The 15,813-nt window shown below is 62.3% G+C and carries 19 protein-coding genes; 10 read left to right on the forward strand and 9 right to left on the reverse strand.

Annotated features, from left to right (window positions below):
* Positions 1-68: 68 nt before the first annotated feature.
* Entirely contained in the window at positions 69-821 is a 753-nt protein-coding gene (locus HRU92_RS16545; RefSeq protein ID WP_349236661.1) for a Crp/Fnr family transcriptional regulator, read from the reverse strand.
* Positions 822-937: 116 nt separating this feature from the next.
* Between HRU92_RS16545 and HRU92_RS16550 the strand changes: the two genes are divergently transcribed.
* Complete coding sequence (locus HRU92_RS16550; RefSeq protein ID WP_172121955.1) at positions 938-1,318, forward strand: hypothetical protein; 381 nt, start codon at positions 938-940, stop codon at positions 1,316-1,318.
* A 1-nt stretch (position 1,319) separates the two neighbouring features.
* Here the strand turns inward: HRU92_RS16550 and HRU92_RS16555 are convergent, their stop codons facing one another.
* Positions 1,320-1,787, reverse strand: a complete 468-nt coding sequence (locus HRU92_RS16555; RefSeq protein ID WP_172121956.1) for a hypothetical protein — start codon at positions 1,785-1,787, stop codon at positions 1,320-1,322.
* Positions 1,788-2,002: 215 nt separating this feature from the next.
* On the opposite strand from HRU92_RS16555, the gene rirA reads away from it, so the two are divergent.
* Positions 2,003-2,497 carry an iron-responsive transcriptional regulator RirA gene (rirA, locus tag HRU92_RS16560; protein WP_127751748.1) on the forward strand — a complete coding sequence of 165 codons (495 nt, stop codon included), beginning with the start codon at positions 2,003-2,005 and terminating at the stop codon, positions 2,495-2,497.
* Between the two features lie 127 nt (positions 2,498-2,624).
* A complete protein-coding gene (locus HRU92_RS16565; protein ID WP_127751749.1) occupies positions 2,625-4,439 on the forward strand; it encodes an ATP-binding cassette domain-containing protein in 1,815 nt (604 codons plus the stop codon).
* Here HRU92_RS16565 and HRU92_RS16570 read toward each other — a convergent pair.
* Positions 4,436-5,491 carry a LacI family transcriptional regulator gene (locus HRU92_RS16570; protein WP_172121957.1) on the reverse strand — a complete coding sequence of 352 codons (1,056 nt, stop codon included), beginning with the start codon at positions 5,489-5,491 and terminating at the stop codon, positions 4,436-4,438. The two genes, HRU92_RS16565 and HRU92_RS16570, sit on opposite strands and share 4 nt — an antisense overlap.
* Before the next feature lie 495 nt (positions 5,492-5,986).
* On the opposite strand from HRU92_RS16570, the gene HRU92_RS16575 reads away from it, so the two are divergent.
* Positions 5,987-6,208, forward strand: coding sequence for a hypothetical protein (locus HRU92_RS16575; protein WP_173088609.1), 222 nt, complete (start codon positions 5,987-5,989; stop codon positions 6,206-6,208).
* A gap of 33 nt (positions 6,209-6,241) precedes the next feature.
* Here HRU92_RS16575 and HRU92_RS16580 read toward each other — a convergent pair whose 3' ends face one another.
* The 3 genes from HRU92_RS16580 to HRU92_RS16590 form a co-directional block, all read right to left on the reverse strand.
* Positions 6,242-6,484, reverse strand: coding sequence for a hypothetical protein (locus tag HRU92_RS16580; protein ID WP_172121958.1), 243 nt, complete (start codon positions 6,482-6,484; stop codon positions 6,242-6,244).
* Positions 6,471-6,617 (reverse strand): hypothetical protein, encoded by a 147-nt coding sequence (locus tag HRU92_RS16585; RefSeq protein ID WP_164854696.1) that lies wholly within the window; start codon positions 6,615-6,617, stop codon positions 6,471-6,473. The genes HRU92_RS16580 and HRU92_RS16585 overlap by 14 nt, the downstream gene beginning before the upstream one ends.
* 69 nt (positions 6,618-6,686) lie before the next feature.
* Positions 6,687-7,388 carry a DUF1045 domain-containing protein gene (locus tag HRU92_RS16590; RefSeq protein WP_172121959.1) on the reverse strand — a complete coding sequence of 234 codons (702 nt, stop codon included), beginning with the start codon at positions 7,386-7,388 and terminating at the stop codon, positions 6,687-6,689.
* Positions 7,389-7,504: 116 nt separating this feature from the next.
* On the opposite strand from HRU92_RS16590, the gene HRU92_RS16595 reads away from it, so the two are divergent.
* The 3 genes from HRU92_RS16595 to HRU92_RS16605 all read left to right on the forward strand — a co-directional run bounded on the left by HRU92_RS16595 (position 7,505) and on the right by HRU92_RS16605 (position 10,132).
* Complete coding sequence (locus tag HRU92_RS16595; RefSeq protein ID WP_127751754.1) at positions 7,505-8,758, forward strand: glycerate kinase; 1,254 nt, start codon at positions 7,505-7,507, stop codon at positions 8,756-8,758.
* 11 nt (positions 8,759-8,769) lie between these two features.
* The gene (locus HRU92_RS16600; RefSeq protein ID WP_172121960.1) at positions 8,770-9,126 is read left to right on the forward strand and encodes a VOC family protein; all 357 of its coding nucleotides are present in this window, start codon (positions 8,770-8,772) and stop codon (positions 9,124-9,126) included.
* Positions 9,127-9,193: 67 nt separating this feature from the next.
* The gene (locus HRU92_RS16605; RefSeq protein WP_172121961.1) at positions 9,194-10,132 is read left to right on the forward strand and encodes a Gfo/Idh/MocA family oxidoreductase; all 939 of its coding nucleotides are present in this window, start codon (positions 9,194-9,196) and stop codon (positions 10,130-10,132) included.
* 3 nt (positions 10,133-10,135) lie between these two features.
* Here HRU92_RS16605 and HRU92_RS16610 read toward each other — a convergent pair whose 3' ends face one another.
* Genes HRU92_RS16610 through HRU92_RS16620 form a run of 3 tightly spaced genes read right to left on the reverse strand, consistent with a single transcriptional unit; the run spans position 10,136 to position 11,990 of the window.
* The gene (locus tag HRU92_RS16610; RefSeq protein ID WP_172121962.1) at positions 10,136-11,077 is read right to left on the reverse strand and encodes an aldo/keto reductase; all 942 of its coding nucleotides are present in this window, start codon (positions 11,075-11,077) and stop codon (positions 10,136-10,138) included.
* 11 nt (positions 11,078-11,088) lie between these two features.
* Positions 11,089-11,598, reverse strand: a complete 510-nt coding sequence (locus HRU92_RS16615) for a hypothetical protein (protein WP_172121963.1) — start codon at positions 11,596-11,598, stop codon at positions 11,089-11,091.
* Complete coding sequence (locus HRU92_RS16620; RefSeq protein WP_172121964.1) at positions 11,595-11,990, reverse strand: VOC family protein; 396 nt, start codon at positions 11,988-11,990, stop codon at positions 11,595-11,597. The genes HRU92_RS16615 and HRU92_RS16620 overlap by 4 nt, the downstream gene beginning before the upstream one ends.
* Before the next feature lie 210 nt (positions 11,991-12,200).
* Here HRU92_RS16620 and HRU92_RS16625 point away from each other — a divergent pair, with 210 nt between their 5' ends.
* The 3 genes from HRU92_RS16625 (at position 12,201) to HRU92_RS16635 (ending at position 15,810) form a co-directional block, all read left to right on the forward strand.
* Positions 12,201-13,796, forward strand: coding sequence for an ABC transporter substrate-binding protein (locus HRU92_RS16625; protein ID WP_210258490.1), 1,596 nt, complete (start codon positions 12,201-12,203; stop codon positions 13,794-13,796).
* Positions 13,797-13,896: 100 nt separating this feature from the next.
* Positions 13,897-14,904: an ABC transporter permease subunit gene (locus tag HRU92_RS16630; protein ID WP_127751760.1), complete on the forward strand. Its 1,008-nt coding sequence runs from the start codon at positions 13,897-13,899 to the stop codon at positions 14,902-14,904.
* Positions 14,905-15,810 carry an ABC transporter permease subunit gene (locus tag HRU92_RS16635; protein WP_127751761.1) on the forward strand — a complete coding sequence of 302 codons (906 nt, stop codon included), beginning with the start codon at positions 14,905-14,907 and terminating at the stop codon, positions 15,808-15,810.
* Positions 15,811-15,813 lie beyond the last annotated feature (3 nt).

The following is a 15,813-nucleotide window of genomic DNA, read 5'->3' on the forward strand; positions in this document are numbered from 1 at the left end:
ATAGTCATCGATTAACTCGACTGTTGGGTGGTCATGGGAGAACAACACCCGTGAGACGGGGGCGTTCCCTACCGATCGGTACTAACTTGAGCGAGCTGGCCGCGCCGCAGCGGCACCCCGATCAGGCGCTCATATTCGGCTTCGGGGACGCCGTAGCTGCCCTGGGCCACTGCTTCAAGCGTCGCACGGGAGACCACCTGCACATTGCCGCGCGTGGCCCGGATGGCGCCCAGCCCCTCGATCGTGTGCAAAGCGTCGGTGATCCCAGCGCGGCGCACGCCGAGCCGCGTGGCCAGCAATTCATGGGTGAGGGGCAGATCGTTGCGATCGAGCCGGTCATGGGTCATCAACAGCCAGCGCGCAAGGCGCTGGTGCACGCTGTAGCGGGCATTGGCGACCACCGAATGGATGATCTGCAATTCAAGCGCGTGCACGAAGCGGAGCAGCAATTGCATGGTGGCATGGTGCCCGCCAATGGTCCGGCGCAGCGCTTCGCCGCTGATCTGCCAGCCGCTGCCCTCGATCTGCATGGAAATTTCATAGGGACTGGTGCCCACGGAAAGCAAGGCCTGATGGCCAATCATCGCCTCGCGGCCAAGATGGGCGGCTTCGACCATTTGGTTGTCCCCGCTGCGCGCCACAGCCGAAGCGAGCCCGGCTTCCAGAAAGACGTGGCACTGTACAGCCTGTCCTGCTCCGGCCAGAACCGTGTTGGTGGGCAAGCGCAAAAATTTGAGATGAGGATAAAGCGCAGCAAAGCTGTCTGCTGGCATGGTCCGTAGCAAATAATTGCCCATCAAGGGCTGGCGCGATTTGGGCACGGGGGCTCGTTTCTAGAGGGGAAAAGAGTGGCTGCAGACATAACTTACAGAAGCGCAAGTCGTTCGCTTTTTTCTACAGTCGGACGAGGGCAGGAAAAACCGGAGTAGTCGCACTGATGCGCAAGAAACCCTTGGTGATTGGCTGGACGCTGGTGCCGTCCGAGCGCATGGCCCTGCTGACCCGCTTCGTGCCGGTTTATCCTGATGTGGTTGCCCACCATGTGACGCTGCGATTTGGGGCGCCCGCCTGGGCAGCGCTCCCCGCGGAACGAGCTGGCGACATCATCGGCCGGGTCGATGACGGCGTGGGTTTGGAAGCCCTGGTGCTGCGGATCGGCGGCACGAGCGATCGGCCGGGTGGCGGGACCTACCACATCACCTGGTCGCTGGATCGAGGCGCCGGGCGCAAGCCAGTCGACAGCAACGAAGTCCTGGCTCGCCTGGGCTGGACCGACATCGAGCCGGTTTGCGTGCGATTGCTGCCCGGCCGGTTCTAGCTCAAATAAAGCCGCGCTCGCGCAGTTCGGCAATCGACTGGGCGGCACTGCGGTGATGCACGAAAATGCCGCCGGCTTCTTCCCAGAGATGCCGGTACTTGTCGCGGTCGTCCACCAGCACATCGCCGGGATGGGCATGTTCGCGCTTGAGGGCGGCGCTGGTGGTGATCACCGGCACACCGGGGAAATGCTCCTCGGCCCAGCGCCGCTTTTGCGGCTCGGCCCAATTGCCCCGGGGTAGGCCAGTCAGGATGATGGGGTTGAGATGTTTTACGGCATCGAACAATTCCATGGCGTCGGGCAAGGGCTCAAGCCGCGCAAAGAACTCGGGCGCGCTGGCCAGCGCCTTCCAGAACTTGCCCAGGCCAAAGCGGCGCTCATAGTCGCGGGTGGACATGCCGAAAATTGCCTCCGCCCCCTTGTCGAAATCGGCCAGAACCCCATCGCAATCCAGATAAACCTGCGCCATCCCCGTCCTCCTCAGCGCTTCAATGCGCAACGGGGCAAGTGGCTCCGGCTGCCCAGCATGAGGGGGATCGCGCAGGACAGCGCATGGCGGCGGTGAACTAAGTTGAATAGCGACATCATGTTTGGTTGACACATTTTAGAATGGTTATAAGGTGCAGCGATCAAACGATGCAGCCGCTCCGCGCTCCGCGAGAGGAGCGGACAGAAAGGTCGATCTTGAGACTGACGCGCCAATCCAACTACGCCATCCGCACATTGGTTTACTGTGCAGTTAACGAGCCGGGTCTGAGCCGCGTTGCCGACATCGCCCGCGCTTATGCCATTTCCGAGCTGTTTTTGTTCAAGCTGATCAAGCCGCTGGTCGAAAATGGCCTGCTGCGCACCGTGCGCGGGCGCAAGGGCGGCATTACGCTGGGCAAACCTGCTGACCAGATCACGCTGCTTGAAACTATCCGGCTGACGGAAGAAAATTTCGCCCTGGCAGAGTGCTTTGAAGAAGGGGCCGATTGTCCCCTGATCGGCGAATGCGACCTGAACGGAGCCCTGCGCGAAGCGCTGGGTGCGTTCTTCACCGTGCTGGAAGGCTACACGATCGCCGATCTGGCGCACAAGAAGCGCTCGATCCGCGAGCGGCTTGGCTTGCAGATGCTCGAGGAAGTCGGTCAAGCCGACGAGATCGAGGAAATCGAGCCGGAAGCCAGCCCAGCCTAGCAACAGGCCCGTTGCTGCCTTATCTAGGCTGGTTGGGACCATCGTGTCCCGACCGGCCCTTTGCGCTTGTCTCGCATTGATCCGCCCCACCTTCGTGATTTATCGCGCCCAAACGCTTGGACGACTTATGGCTGCTGCCCCGCTTCTTTCCCTACAAAATATCCAACTGACCTTTGGCGGCACGCGCCTCCTCGAGGGCGCCGAACTGATTGTTTCCCCGGGCCAGCGCATTGCGCTGGTGGGGCGCAATGGCTCGGGCAAATCCACCTTGCTCAAGATCGCGGCCGGCGACGTGCAGCATGATGGGGGCGTTCGCTTCGTTGAGCCCAGCGCCACCTTGCGCTACCTGCCGCAAGAGCCTGATCTGTCGGCCTTTGCCACCACGCTCGAATATGTCGAGGGGGGCCTTGGCCCCGGCGATGATCTTTATCGCGCCCAGTATCTGCTGGAATCGCTGGGGCTGACCGGCACGGAAAATCCGAAAAACCTTTCTGGCGGCGAGGGACGACGGGCGGCGCTGGCGCGAGTCTTGGCGCCAAAGCCCGATATCCTGCTGCTGGACGAGCCCACCAACCATCTTGATCTGCCCGCCATTGAATGGCTGCAGCAGGAACTCAACTCCATGCGCTCGGCCATGGTGCTGATCAGCCACGACCGTCGCTTCCTGTCCGACCTGACCCGCGCCACGGTGTGGCTCGATCGCGGGGTAACGCGGCGGCTGGACAAGGGCTTCTCGGCGTTTGAAGCCTGGCGCGACGAAGTGCTCGAGGAAGAAGAGCGCGACCGCCACAAGCTCGACCGCCAGATCGTGCGCGAAGAACATTGGCTGCGCTATGGCGTGACGGCGCGCCGCAAGCGCAATGTGGGGCGCCTCGAGCGCCTGTCCGGACTGCGCCAAAACCGGCGCGAGCAGCGGCGGGTCACGGGTTCGGTCAACATGCAGGTGTCCGAGGGTCGCACTTCGGGTGCGCTGGTGGCGGAAGCCGAGCACATCAGCAAGACCTATGGCGACCGGGTGATTGTCGCCGATTTCTCCACCCGTGTTTTGCGAGGCGACCGGATTGGCATTGTCGGGCCGAACGGCGCGGGCAAGACCACGCTGATCAAGATGCTGACCGGCTTGCTGCCGCCCGATAGCGGCACCGTCAAGCTGGGCGCGGCGCTCGAGATGGCGATGCTCGATCAGGGCCGCGCCAAGCTGCAGCCCGAAACGCGCCTCAAGGATGCCCTGACCGGCGGGGGTAGCGACACCATCCACATCAATGGCGAGCCGCGCCATGTGGTGGGCTATATGAAGGATTTCCTCTTCACCCCCGAACAGGCCAATACGCCCATCGGCAAACTTTCGGGTGGCGAGCGGGCCCGGGTGGCCCTGGCGCGCGCCTTGTCGCTGCCGTCGAACTTCCTCGTGCTCGACGAGCCGACCAACGATCTCGACCTTGAAACGCTCGATCTGCTCGAGGAAATGGTTTCGGACTATGCCGGCACCGTTGTGGTGGTGAGCCACGATCGGGACTTCCTCGATCGGGTTGCGACCTCCATCATCATTGCCGAGGGGGATGGCATATGGACCGAATATGCCGGTGGCTATTCGGATATGGTGATCCAGCGCGGCGCTGGGGTTAATGCCCGCGCGCCCATAACCAAGGCGACCCACCGCCCCGGCAAGACCTCGCTGGCGCCGGTGACTGCGGCAACCGGCAAGCGCAAGCTTTCCTTCAAGGAGCGGCATGCGCTCGAGAGCCTGCCCAAGGACATCGAAAAGCTCGAGGCCGAGATCAAGGCGATCAACCAGGCGCTGAACGATCCCAAGCTTTATGCGCGCGACCCCGCGGCATTTGCTGAAAAGTCCAAAGCGCTGGTTGCAGCCCAAAGCCGGCGCGACACCGCCGAGCAGCAATGGCTTGAACTCGAGGAACTGCGCGAAACGCTCGAGGGCTAGGCGCCGTCGGCCCAGGGGAAAACGGGTGTGTCGAGGGCGTGCAGGTCTTCGACGGGCTCGCCCGCAATCCGCCGCAGCAGCAGCGAGCCCAGATTGAAGCCGGCTTTGTTGAAGTCCTCGAACACGGTTTCGGCCCCGGGCTGAAACTGGGCGAAGAGGGGGGAGGCTTGCTTGGTCACCACATGCACGCTTTGGCCCACGACGGGGCCGCTGTCGTTGAGGCCGCCGATTATGGCGAGGGCTGAGAGCTCAGAGGCTCCGACATAGCCGTCGGGAGGATTAGGCCGCTTGGCGCGCTTGATCACATAGGTGCGGATGGCGTCGGTCGGGCTGGCCAGGGTGACATCAGCGGCGAATTCGCACTCGATACCGGCCTCACCGGCGGCGCGGAGCATTCCCGTCTTGAGGTGTTCGGTATAGGTCAGCGCACTGTCGGGCAGCACGATGGAAACCTTGCGGCACCCCTTCTGCACCAGGCGCTTGACCGCGCCATAGGCGTAGGCCTCATTGTCGAAATCGGCATAGGGATGCGCTTCGGGCCACAGGCAGCGGCCGTGACTGACAAAGGGGAAATCGTTATCCAGCAAGAAGCGGATGCGGTCGTCGAAGGTTTCCACCTTGGAAAACACCACCCCATCGGCCATGCCATTGCGAACGATGTGCCGGATCGGCTCGATCGAGGGCACATTGCGAAACAATGGCGTGATGATGAGATGGAAGGGCGTGTTGCGCATGGCTTCAGTCAGCCCGGCAACGATCGACGAGCCAAAGCCATAGATCTGCTCGTCGGGTTCGAGCACCAAGGAAAGAACATTGGTGCGCCCGGTCTTGAGGCGTAGGGCCGCTCGATCGGGCAGGTAGCCGATCTCGGCCGCGATCTTTTGCACGCGCTCGCGGGTGTCCTGGGCCAACTCGGGGGCATTGTTGAGGGCGCGCGAGATGGTGGTGACCGCCAGCCCGGTCATTTGTGCGATGGTTTTGAGGGTGGGCTTGCCGGACGGCTTGACGCCCCGCTTGGGCTGCACAGGGGCAGGCAGGTTGTGCTCGGACACTTGCAACTTCCTCCGAGCCGGGCGGGCTCCCGGCTGCGCTGTTATCGTCCGACACCCATCAGATCGCGTCGGACCTTTCAACGCCTTAGCGCCGATAGCCGGTTAAGGGAAGTCCGTCGCGCGTGGCGTCCCGGACCAAGACGAAAGTTGAGCAGGCTTTTTCGCTTAAACGGGCTTCTGCAGGCTCACTGTAGCTGGCTTTTCCGGCTCGGCTGCGTTATTTTGGTGTTGCAGCCAAACTGCTTCGGGTCAACGCCGCAGGAGAGGAATGAAGATGACATCATCGACGACCTTCACCATCCATGCTGGTTCCATGACCGTAGCCAAACTGCTCCGCCGCACCAAACGTTGGCAAGGACTCTGTCGCTCCAAACGAATGTGACCACCCGTCACTCGTTTGTCTCACAAGACCGATAGAAGCCCAGCGTCCCCGCCTCTTGGCGGGTTTGTGGTCCAGCCAAGGGCTGACCGGACGCGCAAGTGGAGCATCCACCCATGCAGGAAAAGAATCTAGGCCGGGCCAAGACCGTCAGGCCCATCATTGTCGAGGTTGGCGGGGAGCCGCAGGGCATTGTCGTGCCTGAAAACGGCGGCTTTCGCTTTGTTGCGGTCAGGCTGCCGGCCTTCGCCATCGATGGCCAGCATTTCGAAACCATAGAAGAAGCACGCCGCGCGGCGTCAGTGGCCTTGCGCGCTGATAAAGGCAACGGCCACTGACGAGATTAAGGGGCTGGCGACGCCAGCTCCGTCTTAGCCATCATTGGTGGAATTGAGCTCTTCGGGGCGCTTGCCCTCGTCCAGCGGCGCTGGTTCGGCTCCGGCGGCGTGAGTTGGATCGAGTTCAGCGGCAATGGCGACGTCGATGGCTTCCGCCAGCGCCGGCACATCGACGCGAATGGCACCGTCATGCGCCTGCCGGTCAAGCTCGCTGGCAATCACCTCTGCTATGGTTTCGCGGCGATCCTCGCCAGCACCCGGATTATCCGTTGCCATCGATCGATATCCCTTGTTCGTCCACCCTGACCTCGATGCCGGGGCGTGTCTGTTGCTGATAGATGTAGATGCCGAAGGCAAGAACTGCGACCAGCAGGATGCCGATCACGACGTAAAGTCCGTTTTTGGACACGAAAAGCTCCTGAAACCCGGCTCCAACAACTTCCAACGCGATAAGCGAAGATCGGTTCAATACGCGGCGTTAAACGCCCAGCGGGCCGTCGCGCAGCCGATCTTCCGTGGCTCGCCGGAACGGCTCTCCTGGAGAGGGCTCAACAAAAAGACAAATCCTGTCTAGCCGCACTGAGGTTGCCAGCACGGGCGCAAACCACGCCTCGGCGGCAGCCAGGACCCGGTCGTGATCGGCCTTACCCAGCCGATCGGTCAAGGTCATGTGAAACTGGAATTCCTCAAACACATAGGGGTAGCCATAGGCGCCGAGCAGTTCCTGCTGCCGTGGCGTCAACCCAGCCGCTGCGCGGCGAGCCTGGTCCTTGAGCGAAAGCGGCGCGCGAAACGGCTCGAAACTTTCCACCACATGGGCCGCAAGATCCTGCAAAGCCTCGTTTGCCTGCGGGATCAGCGCAAGAAAGCCGTGCAAGGAAACGAGTTCGAGCTGCCCTAAGTATACCGGCGCGTGCTCGGCCGCAAAGCGAGCCAGCGCATCCTGCAACTCGGCTTCGCTGACATCACTGGCCAGCGCCATGGGCGCCTTGATGGTGGCGTGAAAGCCGTAGCGGCGGGCCGAGACGGTGAGGCCGTCGAGCTCCTCGCGGCCAAGCGGCGGGATGGGCTCGCGCACCATGCTCCCGGTGACGGGATCGCGCCCAAGCCACTGATTGGCTCTTGCCCAAAGCGGGTCCGACACATCAGGCGCATAGTAGATTGCATATCGTGGAGCCATAAGATCCTCGCGGGGAATAGAATATCTGCCTGCGGGCGTAGCGCCTGCTGGACAGTAACGATGGGCTTCGCCAAGTTGTGGCTATCGAGCGTCCCAAGGAATGACAAGCCACACTTATGGATCGAGACCTGCTCCAAGCCTGGTTCGGGCACGCCGTTGCCCAGGCCCAACCCGCTCTAGCGGTTCGCGATAACTTGCCGCCCAAGCCTCGGGGGCGCACCGTCGTGGTTGGGGCCGGCAAGGCTTCTGCCCAGATGGCGCAGGCTTTTGAAGCGGCTTGGGACGGACCGCTCAAGGGGCTGGTCGTCACGCGCTATGGCTATGGCGCGCCCTGCGAGCGCATCGAGATCGTGGAAGCCGCCCATCCGGTGCCCGACGAAGCGGGCTTTCTGGCAGCCCGGCGGATTGCCGAAACAGTTTCGGGGCTTGGCCCTGACGATCTGGTCGTGGCGCTGATCTCGGGCGGCGGCTCGGCGCTGCTGCCGGCGCCTGCGCCGGGCCTGACGCTGGATGACGAGCAGGCCATCAACCGCGTTTTGCTGGCTTCAGGCGCCCCGATCGGGGTGATGAACCTGATCCGCAACCAGTTCTCGACCCTCAAGGGTGGGCGGCTGGCTGCACTGGCAGCGCCTGCGCGTGTGGCGACACTCGTCGTGTCCGATGTGCCGGGAGACGATCCAGCCATTGTAGCTTCAGGCCCGACGGTCGCTCTGGCTGGAACGCGCGAACTGGCGCGGAAGTATGCCACGCTTTATGGCCTGCAATTGCCGCCCGCCGCGGCGTTGCTGCTGGCGGGTGACGAAAACCTCGCGCCGCTACCCGGCGATCCCATCTTTGCAACTCACACCGTGCGCACCATTGCGTCGGCGGCGGTGTCGCTGGAAAAGGTCGCCGAACTCGCCCGGAGCCGGGGGGTCGAAGCGGCAATCCTTTCGGACTCGGTGGAAGGGGAAGCGCGCGACGTGGCCCTCGTTCACGCCGCCATGGCTCGTGAAATTGCCCAGCGCAACCGCCCGTTCGCCAAGCCGGTCGTGCTGCTTTCGGGCGGAGAAACCACGGTGACGTTACGCGGCAACGGCCGGGGCGGGCGCAATGCCGAGTTCCTGCTGGCGCTCGCCATTGCATTGGATGGGGTGAATGGGATTTCGGCGCTGGCGGCGGACACGGATGGCATTGATGGCTCAGAGGACAATGCCGGGGCGTTCTGTGATGGCAGTTCAGCCACAAGAATGCGCCATGCCGGCATCGACCCGCTGGCGGCCCTCGCCAGCAATGACGCCTATGGTGCCTTTGCCGCCGTTGGCGACCTGTTGGTCACCGGGCCGACGGGCACCAATGTCAATGATTTCCGGGCAATCCTGATCCGTTGAGGGAGAAAGTGATGGCAGGCGTTGTGGGTATTGGCGGCGTGTTTTTTCGCGCCATCGACAAGGCGGCGCTCGCGGCCTGGTATGAGCAGCATCTCGGTGTGACCGGTTTGTGGAACCAGGAGGCGGGCCTGACGGTGTTTGCGCCCTTTGCGGCTGACACCGATTATTTTCCGGCTGCCAAGCAGTGGATGCTCAATTTCCGTGTCGATGACCTCGACGCCATGATTGCGCAACTGACCAGCGCCGGCATCGCGGTGGAAACCCGGCCCGACGAATGGGATCATCCCGAGACCGGCCGGTTCGCCCGCATCGAGGATCCAGAGGGGAATGCGATCGAGCTTTGGGAGCCGGCCACACCTCCCCCCTGATGGTCCGCCTGCCGGGCTTGGCAGATCGCCAAGGCTCTGCTCTAACCGCTCATGGAGGAGCCGAACCATGGCCAAGCGCAAGATTGCCGTTATCGGGGTGGGCAAGATCGCCCAAGACCAGCACCTGCCGGTGATCGATAAGTCCGAGCATTTCGAACTTGCGGCGACGGTGTCGACGCGCGGCATTGGCCATAACGGGGTTCCGGTGTTCAAGACGCCGGGCGAGCTCTACGCCGCCATGCCGGAAGTCGATCTCGTCTCGGTTTGCACGCCCCCTGGCATTCGTCACCAATATGTCCGCGAGGCTCTAGAGGCCGGCAAGGACGTGATGATGGAAAAGCCGCCTACCACCACGATTTGCGAGCTCGATGACCTAGTGGCGCAGGCCAAGCGCCTCGATCGCGTGCTGTTCCAGACTTGGCATTCCCAGTACAACGCGGCGGTGGATCGGACGCGCGAGCTGCTGGCGGAGCAGGGCGTTGCTTCGGTGCGGATCGACTGGCGCGAAAGCGTGCGCAAATGGCATCCGGGACAGGACTGGGTCTGGGAGCCCGGTGGCTTTGGCGTGTGCGACCCCGGGATCAATGCCCTTTCCATCTTCACCAAGGTGATGCCGTTCCCGGTCTTTGTGCAAAGCAGCCGGCTGACTTTCCCGAAAAACCGGCAAACGCCAGTGGATGTTGAGATCGCGTTCAAGTCGGGTGAGCCGCATCAGCCCCAGATGAGCGCAGGCTTCAACTGGCTCGAGGAAAACGGGGAGATCTGGACCATCCGTTTTGAGACGCAAAGCGGCGACGTGCTCAAGCTGGAAAAGGGCGGCACGGTGCTGCGCGTCGATGACGCCGTCGTGGTGCAAAATCCCTCGGAAGAATATGAGGGAATCTACGAGCGCTTCGCTGCCCTGCTGGAGCGGCACGAGAGCGACGTGGACGCCGCTCCCCTGCGCTTGATGGCCGATGTATTCCTGCTCGGTGCGCGGGAAAACGGCCCCGCTTTTGAGTGGTAGGCGCTAGCGACCTGCCGCCGAAAGGGTCTGCACCTGCTCGTCGCTGAGCTTTAGCCGCACGCCCTTGGCGAGACTCTTGACCTGCTCAACGGACGTTGCCGAAGCGATGGGCGCTGAAATGCCGGGCTGGGCAACGATCCAGGCCAGTGCGACTTCGGCGGGCGTAGCGTCGACCTGCGCCGAAACATTGTCGAGCGCCTTGAGGATCGCTTCGCCCTTGGGGTTAAGGTAGTTCTTGACTCCGCCACCGCGCGGGCTTTTGTTCAGATCAGCCTCGGAGCGGTACTTGCCGGTCAAGAATCCTGCGGCCAGGCTGTAATAGCAGATGATACCGATATCGCCATTTACCGCCATTTCCTGCACCTCGCCTTCGACTTCCTCGCGATCGTAGAGATTGAAGCGCGGCTGGAGCACATCATAACGGGGCAGGGACTTGATGACGGAAATCTCATGGGCCTCGCGCATCATGGCCGCGGTGTAGTTCGAGGCACCGATCACGCGCACCTTGCCCGAGCGGATCAGCACATCATAGGCCGCGAGGGTTTCCTCATGCGGGGTAGCCGGATCGGGCCAATGGCTCTGGTAGAGGTCGATATAGTCCGTCTGCAAGCGGCGCAGCGAGTCTTCGACGGCGCTCTTGATGGCTTCGGCGCCCAGGCCGCCGGGGTTCTTGGCCGAGTTGACCTTGGTGAAGATATGCACGCTGTCGCGGTTGCCGCGCGCCTTGAGCCACTCGCCAATAATGGTTTCGCTCTGGCCCGGCGGGTTGCCTGGCACCCAGTTGGGATAGCCTTCGGCCGTGTCGATGGCGGTAAAGCCTTCGTCCACAAACGCGTCCAGCACCTCAAAGCCGGTGTTCTGGTCAACGGTCCAGCCGAACACATTGCCGCCCAGCACCAGGGGTTCGATCACAAGTTCACTGCGGCCAAGCGGGCGACGATCCATTGGGCTCTCCTTCAGGGGTTCGCTGGGGTAACGCCCGGCGGCTCATTCGGTTCGGCCGGCTTGGGCGGGACGCAATAAGCCAGCGCGCGATTGATCTCGTAGAGCGAGCCGGACAGGGGAATGAAGTTGAGCGGGGCGGGCGGGCCCTCAAGCGGGTGGAGATAAGCCACGGCCCCATTCTGGAGATTGTGGAGCAGCCACCCGTCAGGATCGGGGAGCCTGGCGCCATAAGGTGCTTCGCCCTTTTCGGCAGGGAACGGGCGGTTGACCCTGTCGATGGTGATCAGCCACTCGCCGGTATGGGGCTCGGTGCGGCTGGTATGGGCATAGATGCCGACCGAGAAGTCGTCTTCGCAGCGCACGGCGATGCAGTTGAACTCCTCGGCAGTTGAGCGCAGCGCGCAGCCCAGGGTCGCCCGGTCGCCTTCACCCGGAAGAGGAGAATAATGCCAGCCCTCTTCCTGTCCCCGGGCGGGCAGGAGCAGCAGCAGGCCCGCCGAGACTATACGCAACAGGATCATAGGGGCCTCGCTTCAATCAAATCCCAGCGATTGCCGTAGAGATCAGCGAACACCGCGACACTTCCATAAGGCTCCTGACGGGGTGCTTCAAGGAACTGAACGCCCTTTGCCGTCATCGCGGCGAAGTCGGCGGCGAAGTCGTCGGTTTGGAGAAACAACATGACCCGGCCGCCGGCTTGGCGGCCAATGGCGGCTTCCTGCTCGGGCCCATCTGCCCGGGCCAGGAGCAGCCGCACGCCCCGGCTTTCCCTAGGGGCGACCACCACCCAGCGCTTGCCGCCGCCCAGCGGGGTATCCTCAAGAAGCGTGAAGTCCAGCAGGTCACAGTAATAGGCGATGGCCGCATCGTATTCGCGGACCACCAGGGTAACTGTTGCAATCGATCGGGCCATGCGGTGATGGAGCACTGCTACAAAGCAGCGGTCAAGAGCGGGCCAGCAAAGAGCTGGATGGCGCCTTCATTGTGAAAAAAGGCCGCAGGGTCACAGCATTGACCAAACGGTAAAACTCCCCCATTGCGCTCCTTTGTTTTCTACGCTTTGTTGACCGTTAAGCCCGGCCGGCAAACCGGGCGCAAAAAACTGTCCCGGGAGACACCAAATATGACATTGATGAAGAGCCTGCTGGCGGCGACCGCCGTGCTCGCACTGACTGCCGGCGCGGCCCAGGCCAAGCAGCTGGTCTATTGTTCCGAAGCTTCGCCGGCTCACTTCGATCCCGGTCCGCTGACCGGTGGCAACGATTTCGACGCCAGCTCGCACACCATCTATGACCGCCTGGTGCAGTTCGAGCCCGGTGGCACGGCGACCATTCCCGGTCTCGCCGAAAGCTGGGACATCTCCGAGGACGGCAAGGAGATCACCTTCCACCTGCGTCCGGGCGTCAAGTTCCACACCACGTCCTATTTCACTCCCACGCGCGATCTCAACGCCGATGACGTGATCTTCTCGTTTGAGCGCCAGTGGAAGGAAGACAGCCCGTGGTATGCTTACCTCGAGGGCATGACTTGGGATTACTTCCAGGGCATGGACATGGCCCGCTACCTGCAGGAAATCCGCAAGGATGACGACCTGACGGTGACCTTTATTCTGACCGAACCCAATGCGCCCATGATCGCCAACCTGGCCATGGACTTTGCAGCCATTGTCTCCAAGGAATATGCCGACCAGCTCGAAGCATCCGGCGACCTGGCGAGCTTCTCCACCCAGCCAGTCGGCACCGGCCCATTCATGCTGGTGGATTATCAGCTCGATACCGTGATCCGCTACCAGGCTTTCCCCGACTACTGGGATGGCAAGCAGCCGATCGATGACCTGGTATTCGCCATCACCACCGATCCTTCGGTGCGCGCGCAGCGTCTCCTGGCGGGCGAATGCGATATCATGTCCTATCCGGCGCCTGCCGACATCTCGCAGCTGCAGGCTGACCAGAACCTGAACGTGATGGAGCAGGAAGGCCTCAATATCGGCTACATGTCCTACAACGTCACCGAAGCGCCGTTTGACAATGTCAATGTGCGCAAGGCGTTGAGCATGGCAATCGACAAGGCTGCCATTATCGAGGCGGTGTATCAGGGCGCTGGCGAAGACGCCAAGAACCTGATCCCGCCCACTATGTGGTCCTATAACGAAGAAATTCCGGCCGACACCTATGACCCGGAAAAGGCGAAGGCCTTGCTTGCCGAAGCCGGCATCACCGAGCTGACCACTGACCTTTGGGCCATGCCGGTCTCGCGTCCCTATAATCCAAACGCTCAGCGCGTTGCCGAACTCATCCAGTCGGACTGGGCCGCTATTGGCGTCAAGGCCAATATCGTCACCTATGAATGGACCGAGTATCGCGAGCGCGGCAAGGCCGAGGACCGCAAGGGTCCATTCCAGATCGGCTGGACCGGGGACAATGGTGATCCGGACAACTTCTTTGCCACCCTGTTCTCCTGCTCGGCCATTGGCGTGTCCAATTATTCGAGCTGGTGCAACCAGGAATTCGAAGACCTGATCCAGAAGGCCAAGACCACTTCTGACCAGGAAGAGCGGGCCGCACTCTACCGCCAGGCCCAGGAAATCTTCAAGGCCGAAGAACCCGCCATGACTCTGGCTCATAGCCGGGTGTTCATGCCCATGAAAAAGACCGTCCTGAATTACAAGATGAGCCCGCTGGGCAACCACTCCTTCAAAGGCGTGGACATCGAGGAATAAGGATCATCGCCGGCGCCCCGCGCGCCGGCCCGTCCAAGATGGAACCTCGGTCCAGGCTGGACCGAGGTTTTCCATATACAAGGGGCCCCGAACCCAACCCATGCTCAACTTTATCCTGCGCCGACTGGCGCTGATTGTGCCGACAATGATCGGCATCACCCTTTGCGCGTTCTTTTTTGTGCGTGTTCTGCCGGGCGATCCAATTCTGGCCATGGCCGGCCAGCATGGCGTAACCCCTGAGCGCTACGAGATCCTGCGCGAGCAGTTTGGCTACAACCTGCCGCTCTGGCAGCAGTACTTCAATTACCTGGGCAACGTGCTGCAGGGCAATTTCGGTGTGTCGCTAGCCACCAAGCGCCCGGTGCTCACTGAGTTCATGACCTTGTTCCCAGCCACGATCGAGCTGGCCCTCGTGGCCATGCTCTTTGCGGTGATCGTAGGCATTCCGGCCGGTATCTTTGCCGCCGTCAAGCGCGGCTCGTGGTTCGACCAGCTCACCATGGGGATCGCGCTGACCGGCTATTCCATGCCCATCTTCTGGTGGGGCCTGCTGTTGATCATCTTCTTTTCGGGCTATCTGGGCTGGACCCCGGTGTCCGGACGCATCGCGCTGACCTTCTTTTTGCGCCCGATCACCGGCTTCATGCTGATCGATACGCTGCTTTACGGCAACTGGCCCGCCTTCGTGTCCGCCCTGCGCCACCTGATCTTGCCGGCCGTGGTGCTGGGCACTATCCCGCTTGCGGTGATTGCCCGGCAAACCCGCTCGGCTATGCTTGAAGTGCTGGGCGAGGACTATGTCCGCACCGCGCGCGCCAAGGGCCTCTCGCAACGCCGCGTCATTAATGTCCATGCCCTGCGCAACGCGCTGATTCCGGTGATCACCACGATCGGTCTCCAGGTCGGTCTGCTGCTGGGCGGCGCCATTCTCACCGAAACGATCTTCTCCTGGCCCGGTATCGGCAAGTGGATGATCGATTCCATCTCCAAGCGCGACTATGTCGTGGTGCAGTCCGGCCTGTTGCTGATTGCCCTGATCGTCATGGCCGTGAACTTGGCCGTCGATGTGCTCTATGCCGTCATCAATCCGCGCATCAGGGTGAAGTAGATGAGCCAGTTGCAAGCCACTCCCGTCGCCGACAAGGCCGACCTGGGCGCCAGTCTTCGCGAATTCTGGCATTATTTTTCCGTCAACCGCGGCGCCGTTATCGGCCTCGTCGTGTTCACCCTCCTGGTGCTGGTGGCGATCTTTGCCCCCTTGATCGCACCTCATTCGCCTGACCAGCAATTTCGCGACGCTCTCCTCAAGCCACCGGTTTGGGACGCAATGGGTGATCCACGGTTCCTGCTGGGCACCGACCCCGTGGGCCGAGATATCCTCAGCCGACTAATCCATGGCGCCCGTTATTCGCTGTTTATCGGCCTCTTTGTCGTGGTCGGCGCGCTGGTCGTGGGCGTGGTCCTGGGCGTGTTGGCCGGCTATTTCGGCGGCTGGGTCGATGCGCTGATCATGCGCCTCATGGATATTATCCTGGCGTTTCCCTCGCTGCTGCTGGCGCTGGTTCTGGTCGCCATTCTCGGGCCGGGGCTTTTCAATGCCATGGTCGCGATCGCGGTGGTGCTGCAGCCGCACTTCGCCCGGCTGGTGCGCGCAGCGGTGATGGCGGAAAAGAACCGCGAATATGTCACCGCCGCCAAGATGTCGGGCGCCGGCCACCTGCGCCTGATGATCGTTACCATCCTGCCCAACTGCCTGGGGCCGCTGATCGTGCAGGCCACGCTGAGCTTTTCCAACGCTATCCTCGATGCGGCGGCACTGGGCTTCCTGGGGATGGGGGCCCAGCCGCCTACGCCCGAATGGGGCACCATGCTCGCCACCGCGCGCGAGTTCATCCTGCGCGCACCCTGGGTGGTGACATTCCCGGGTCTCGCCATCCTCGTCACTGTGCTGGCCATCAACCTCATCGGTGATGGCATGCGCGACGCCCTTGATCCCAAGCTGAAGCGGAGCTGACCC

This window comes from Devosia sp. 1635 (assembly GCF_013185955.1).
Classification (GTDB): Bacteria; Pseudomonadota; Alphaproteobacteria; order Rhizobiales; family Devosiaceae; genus Devosia.

Coding starts and splice junctions, on each gene's coding strand:
- HRU92_RS16575 (WP_173088609.1), top strand. CDS start 5,987: ATGCAGGAAAAGAATCTAGGCCGGGCCAAGACCGTCAGGCCCATCATT.
- HRU92_RS16625 (WP_210258490.1), top strand. CDS start 12,201: ATGACATTGATGAAGAGCCTGCTGGCGGCGACCGCCGTGCTCGCACTG.
- HRU92_RS16580 (WP_172121958.1), bottom strand. CDS start 6,484: ATGGCAACGGATAATCCGGGTGCTGGCGAGGATCGCCGCGAAACCATA.
- HRU92_RS16635 (WP_127751761.1), top strand. CDS start 14,905: ATGAGCCAGTTGCAAGCCACTCCCGTCGCCGACAAGGCCGACCTGGGC.
- HRU92_RS16550 (WP_172121955.1), top strand. CDS start 938: ATGCGCAAGAAACCCTTGGTGATTGGCTGGACGCTGGTGCCGTCCGAG.
- HRU92_RS16600 (WP_172121960.1), top strand. CDS start 8,770: ATGGCAGGCGTTGTGGGTATTGGCGGCGTGTTTTTTCGCGCCATCGAC.
- HRU92_RS16565 (WP_127751749.1), top strand. CDS start 2,625: ATGGCTGCTGCCCCGCTTCTTTCCCTACAAAATATCCAACTGACCTTT.
- HRU92_RS16615 (WP_172121963.1), bottom strand. CDS start 11,598: ATGATCCTGTTGCGTATAGTCTCGGCGGGCCTGCTGCTGCTCCTGCCC.
- HRU92_RS16610 (WP_172121962.1), bottom strand. CDS start 11,077: ATGGATCGTCGCCCGCTTGGCCGCAGTGAACTTGTGATCGAACCCCTG.
- HRU92_RS16620 (WP_172121964.1), bottom strand. CDS start 11,990: ATGGCCCGATCGATTGCAACAGTTACCCTGGTGGTCCGCGAATACGAT.
- HRU92_RS16590 (WP_172121959.1), bottom strand. CDS start 7,388: ATGGCTCCACGATATGCAATCTACTATGCGCCTGATGTGTCGGACCCG.
- HRU92_RS16555 (WP_172121956.1), bottom strand. CDS start 1,787: ATGGCGCAGGTTTATCTGGATTGCGATGGGGTTCTGGCCGATTTCGAC.
- HRU92_RS16630 (WP_127751760.1), top strand. CDS start 13,897: ATGCTCAACTTTATCCTGCGCCGACTGGCGCTGATTGTGCCGACAATG.
- HRU92_RS16605 (WP_172121961.1), top strand. CDS start 9,194: ATGGCCAAGCGCAAGATTGCCGTTATCGGGGTGGGCAAGATCGCCCAA.
- HRU92_RS16595 (WP_127751754.1), top strand. CDS start 7,505: ATGGATCGAGACCTGCTCCAAGCCTGGTTCGGGCACGCCGTTGCCCAG.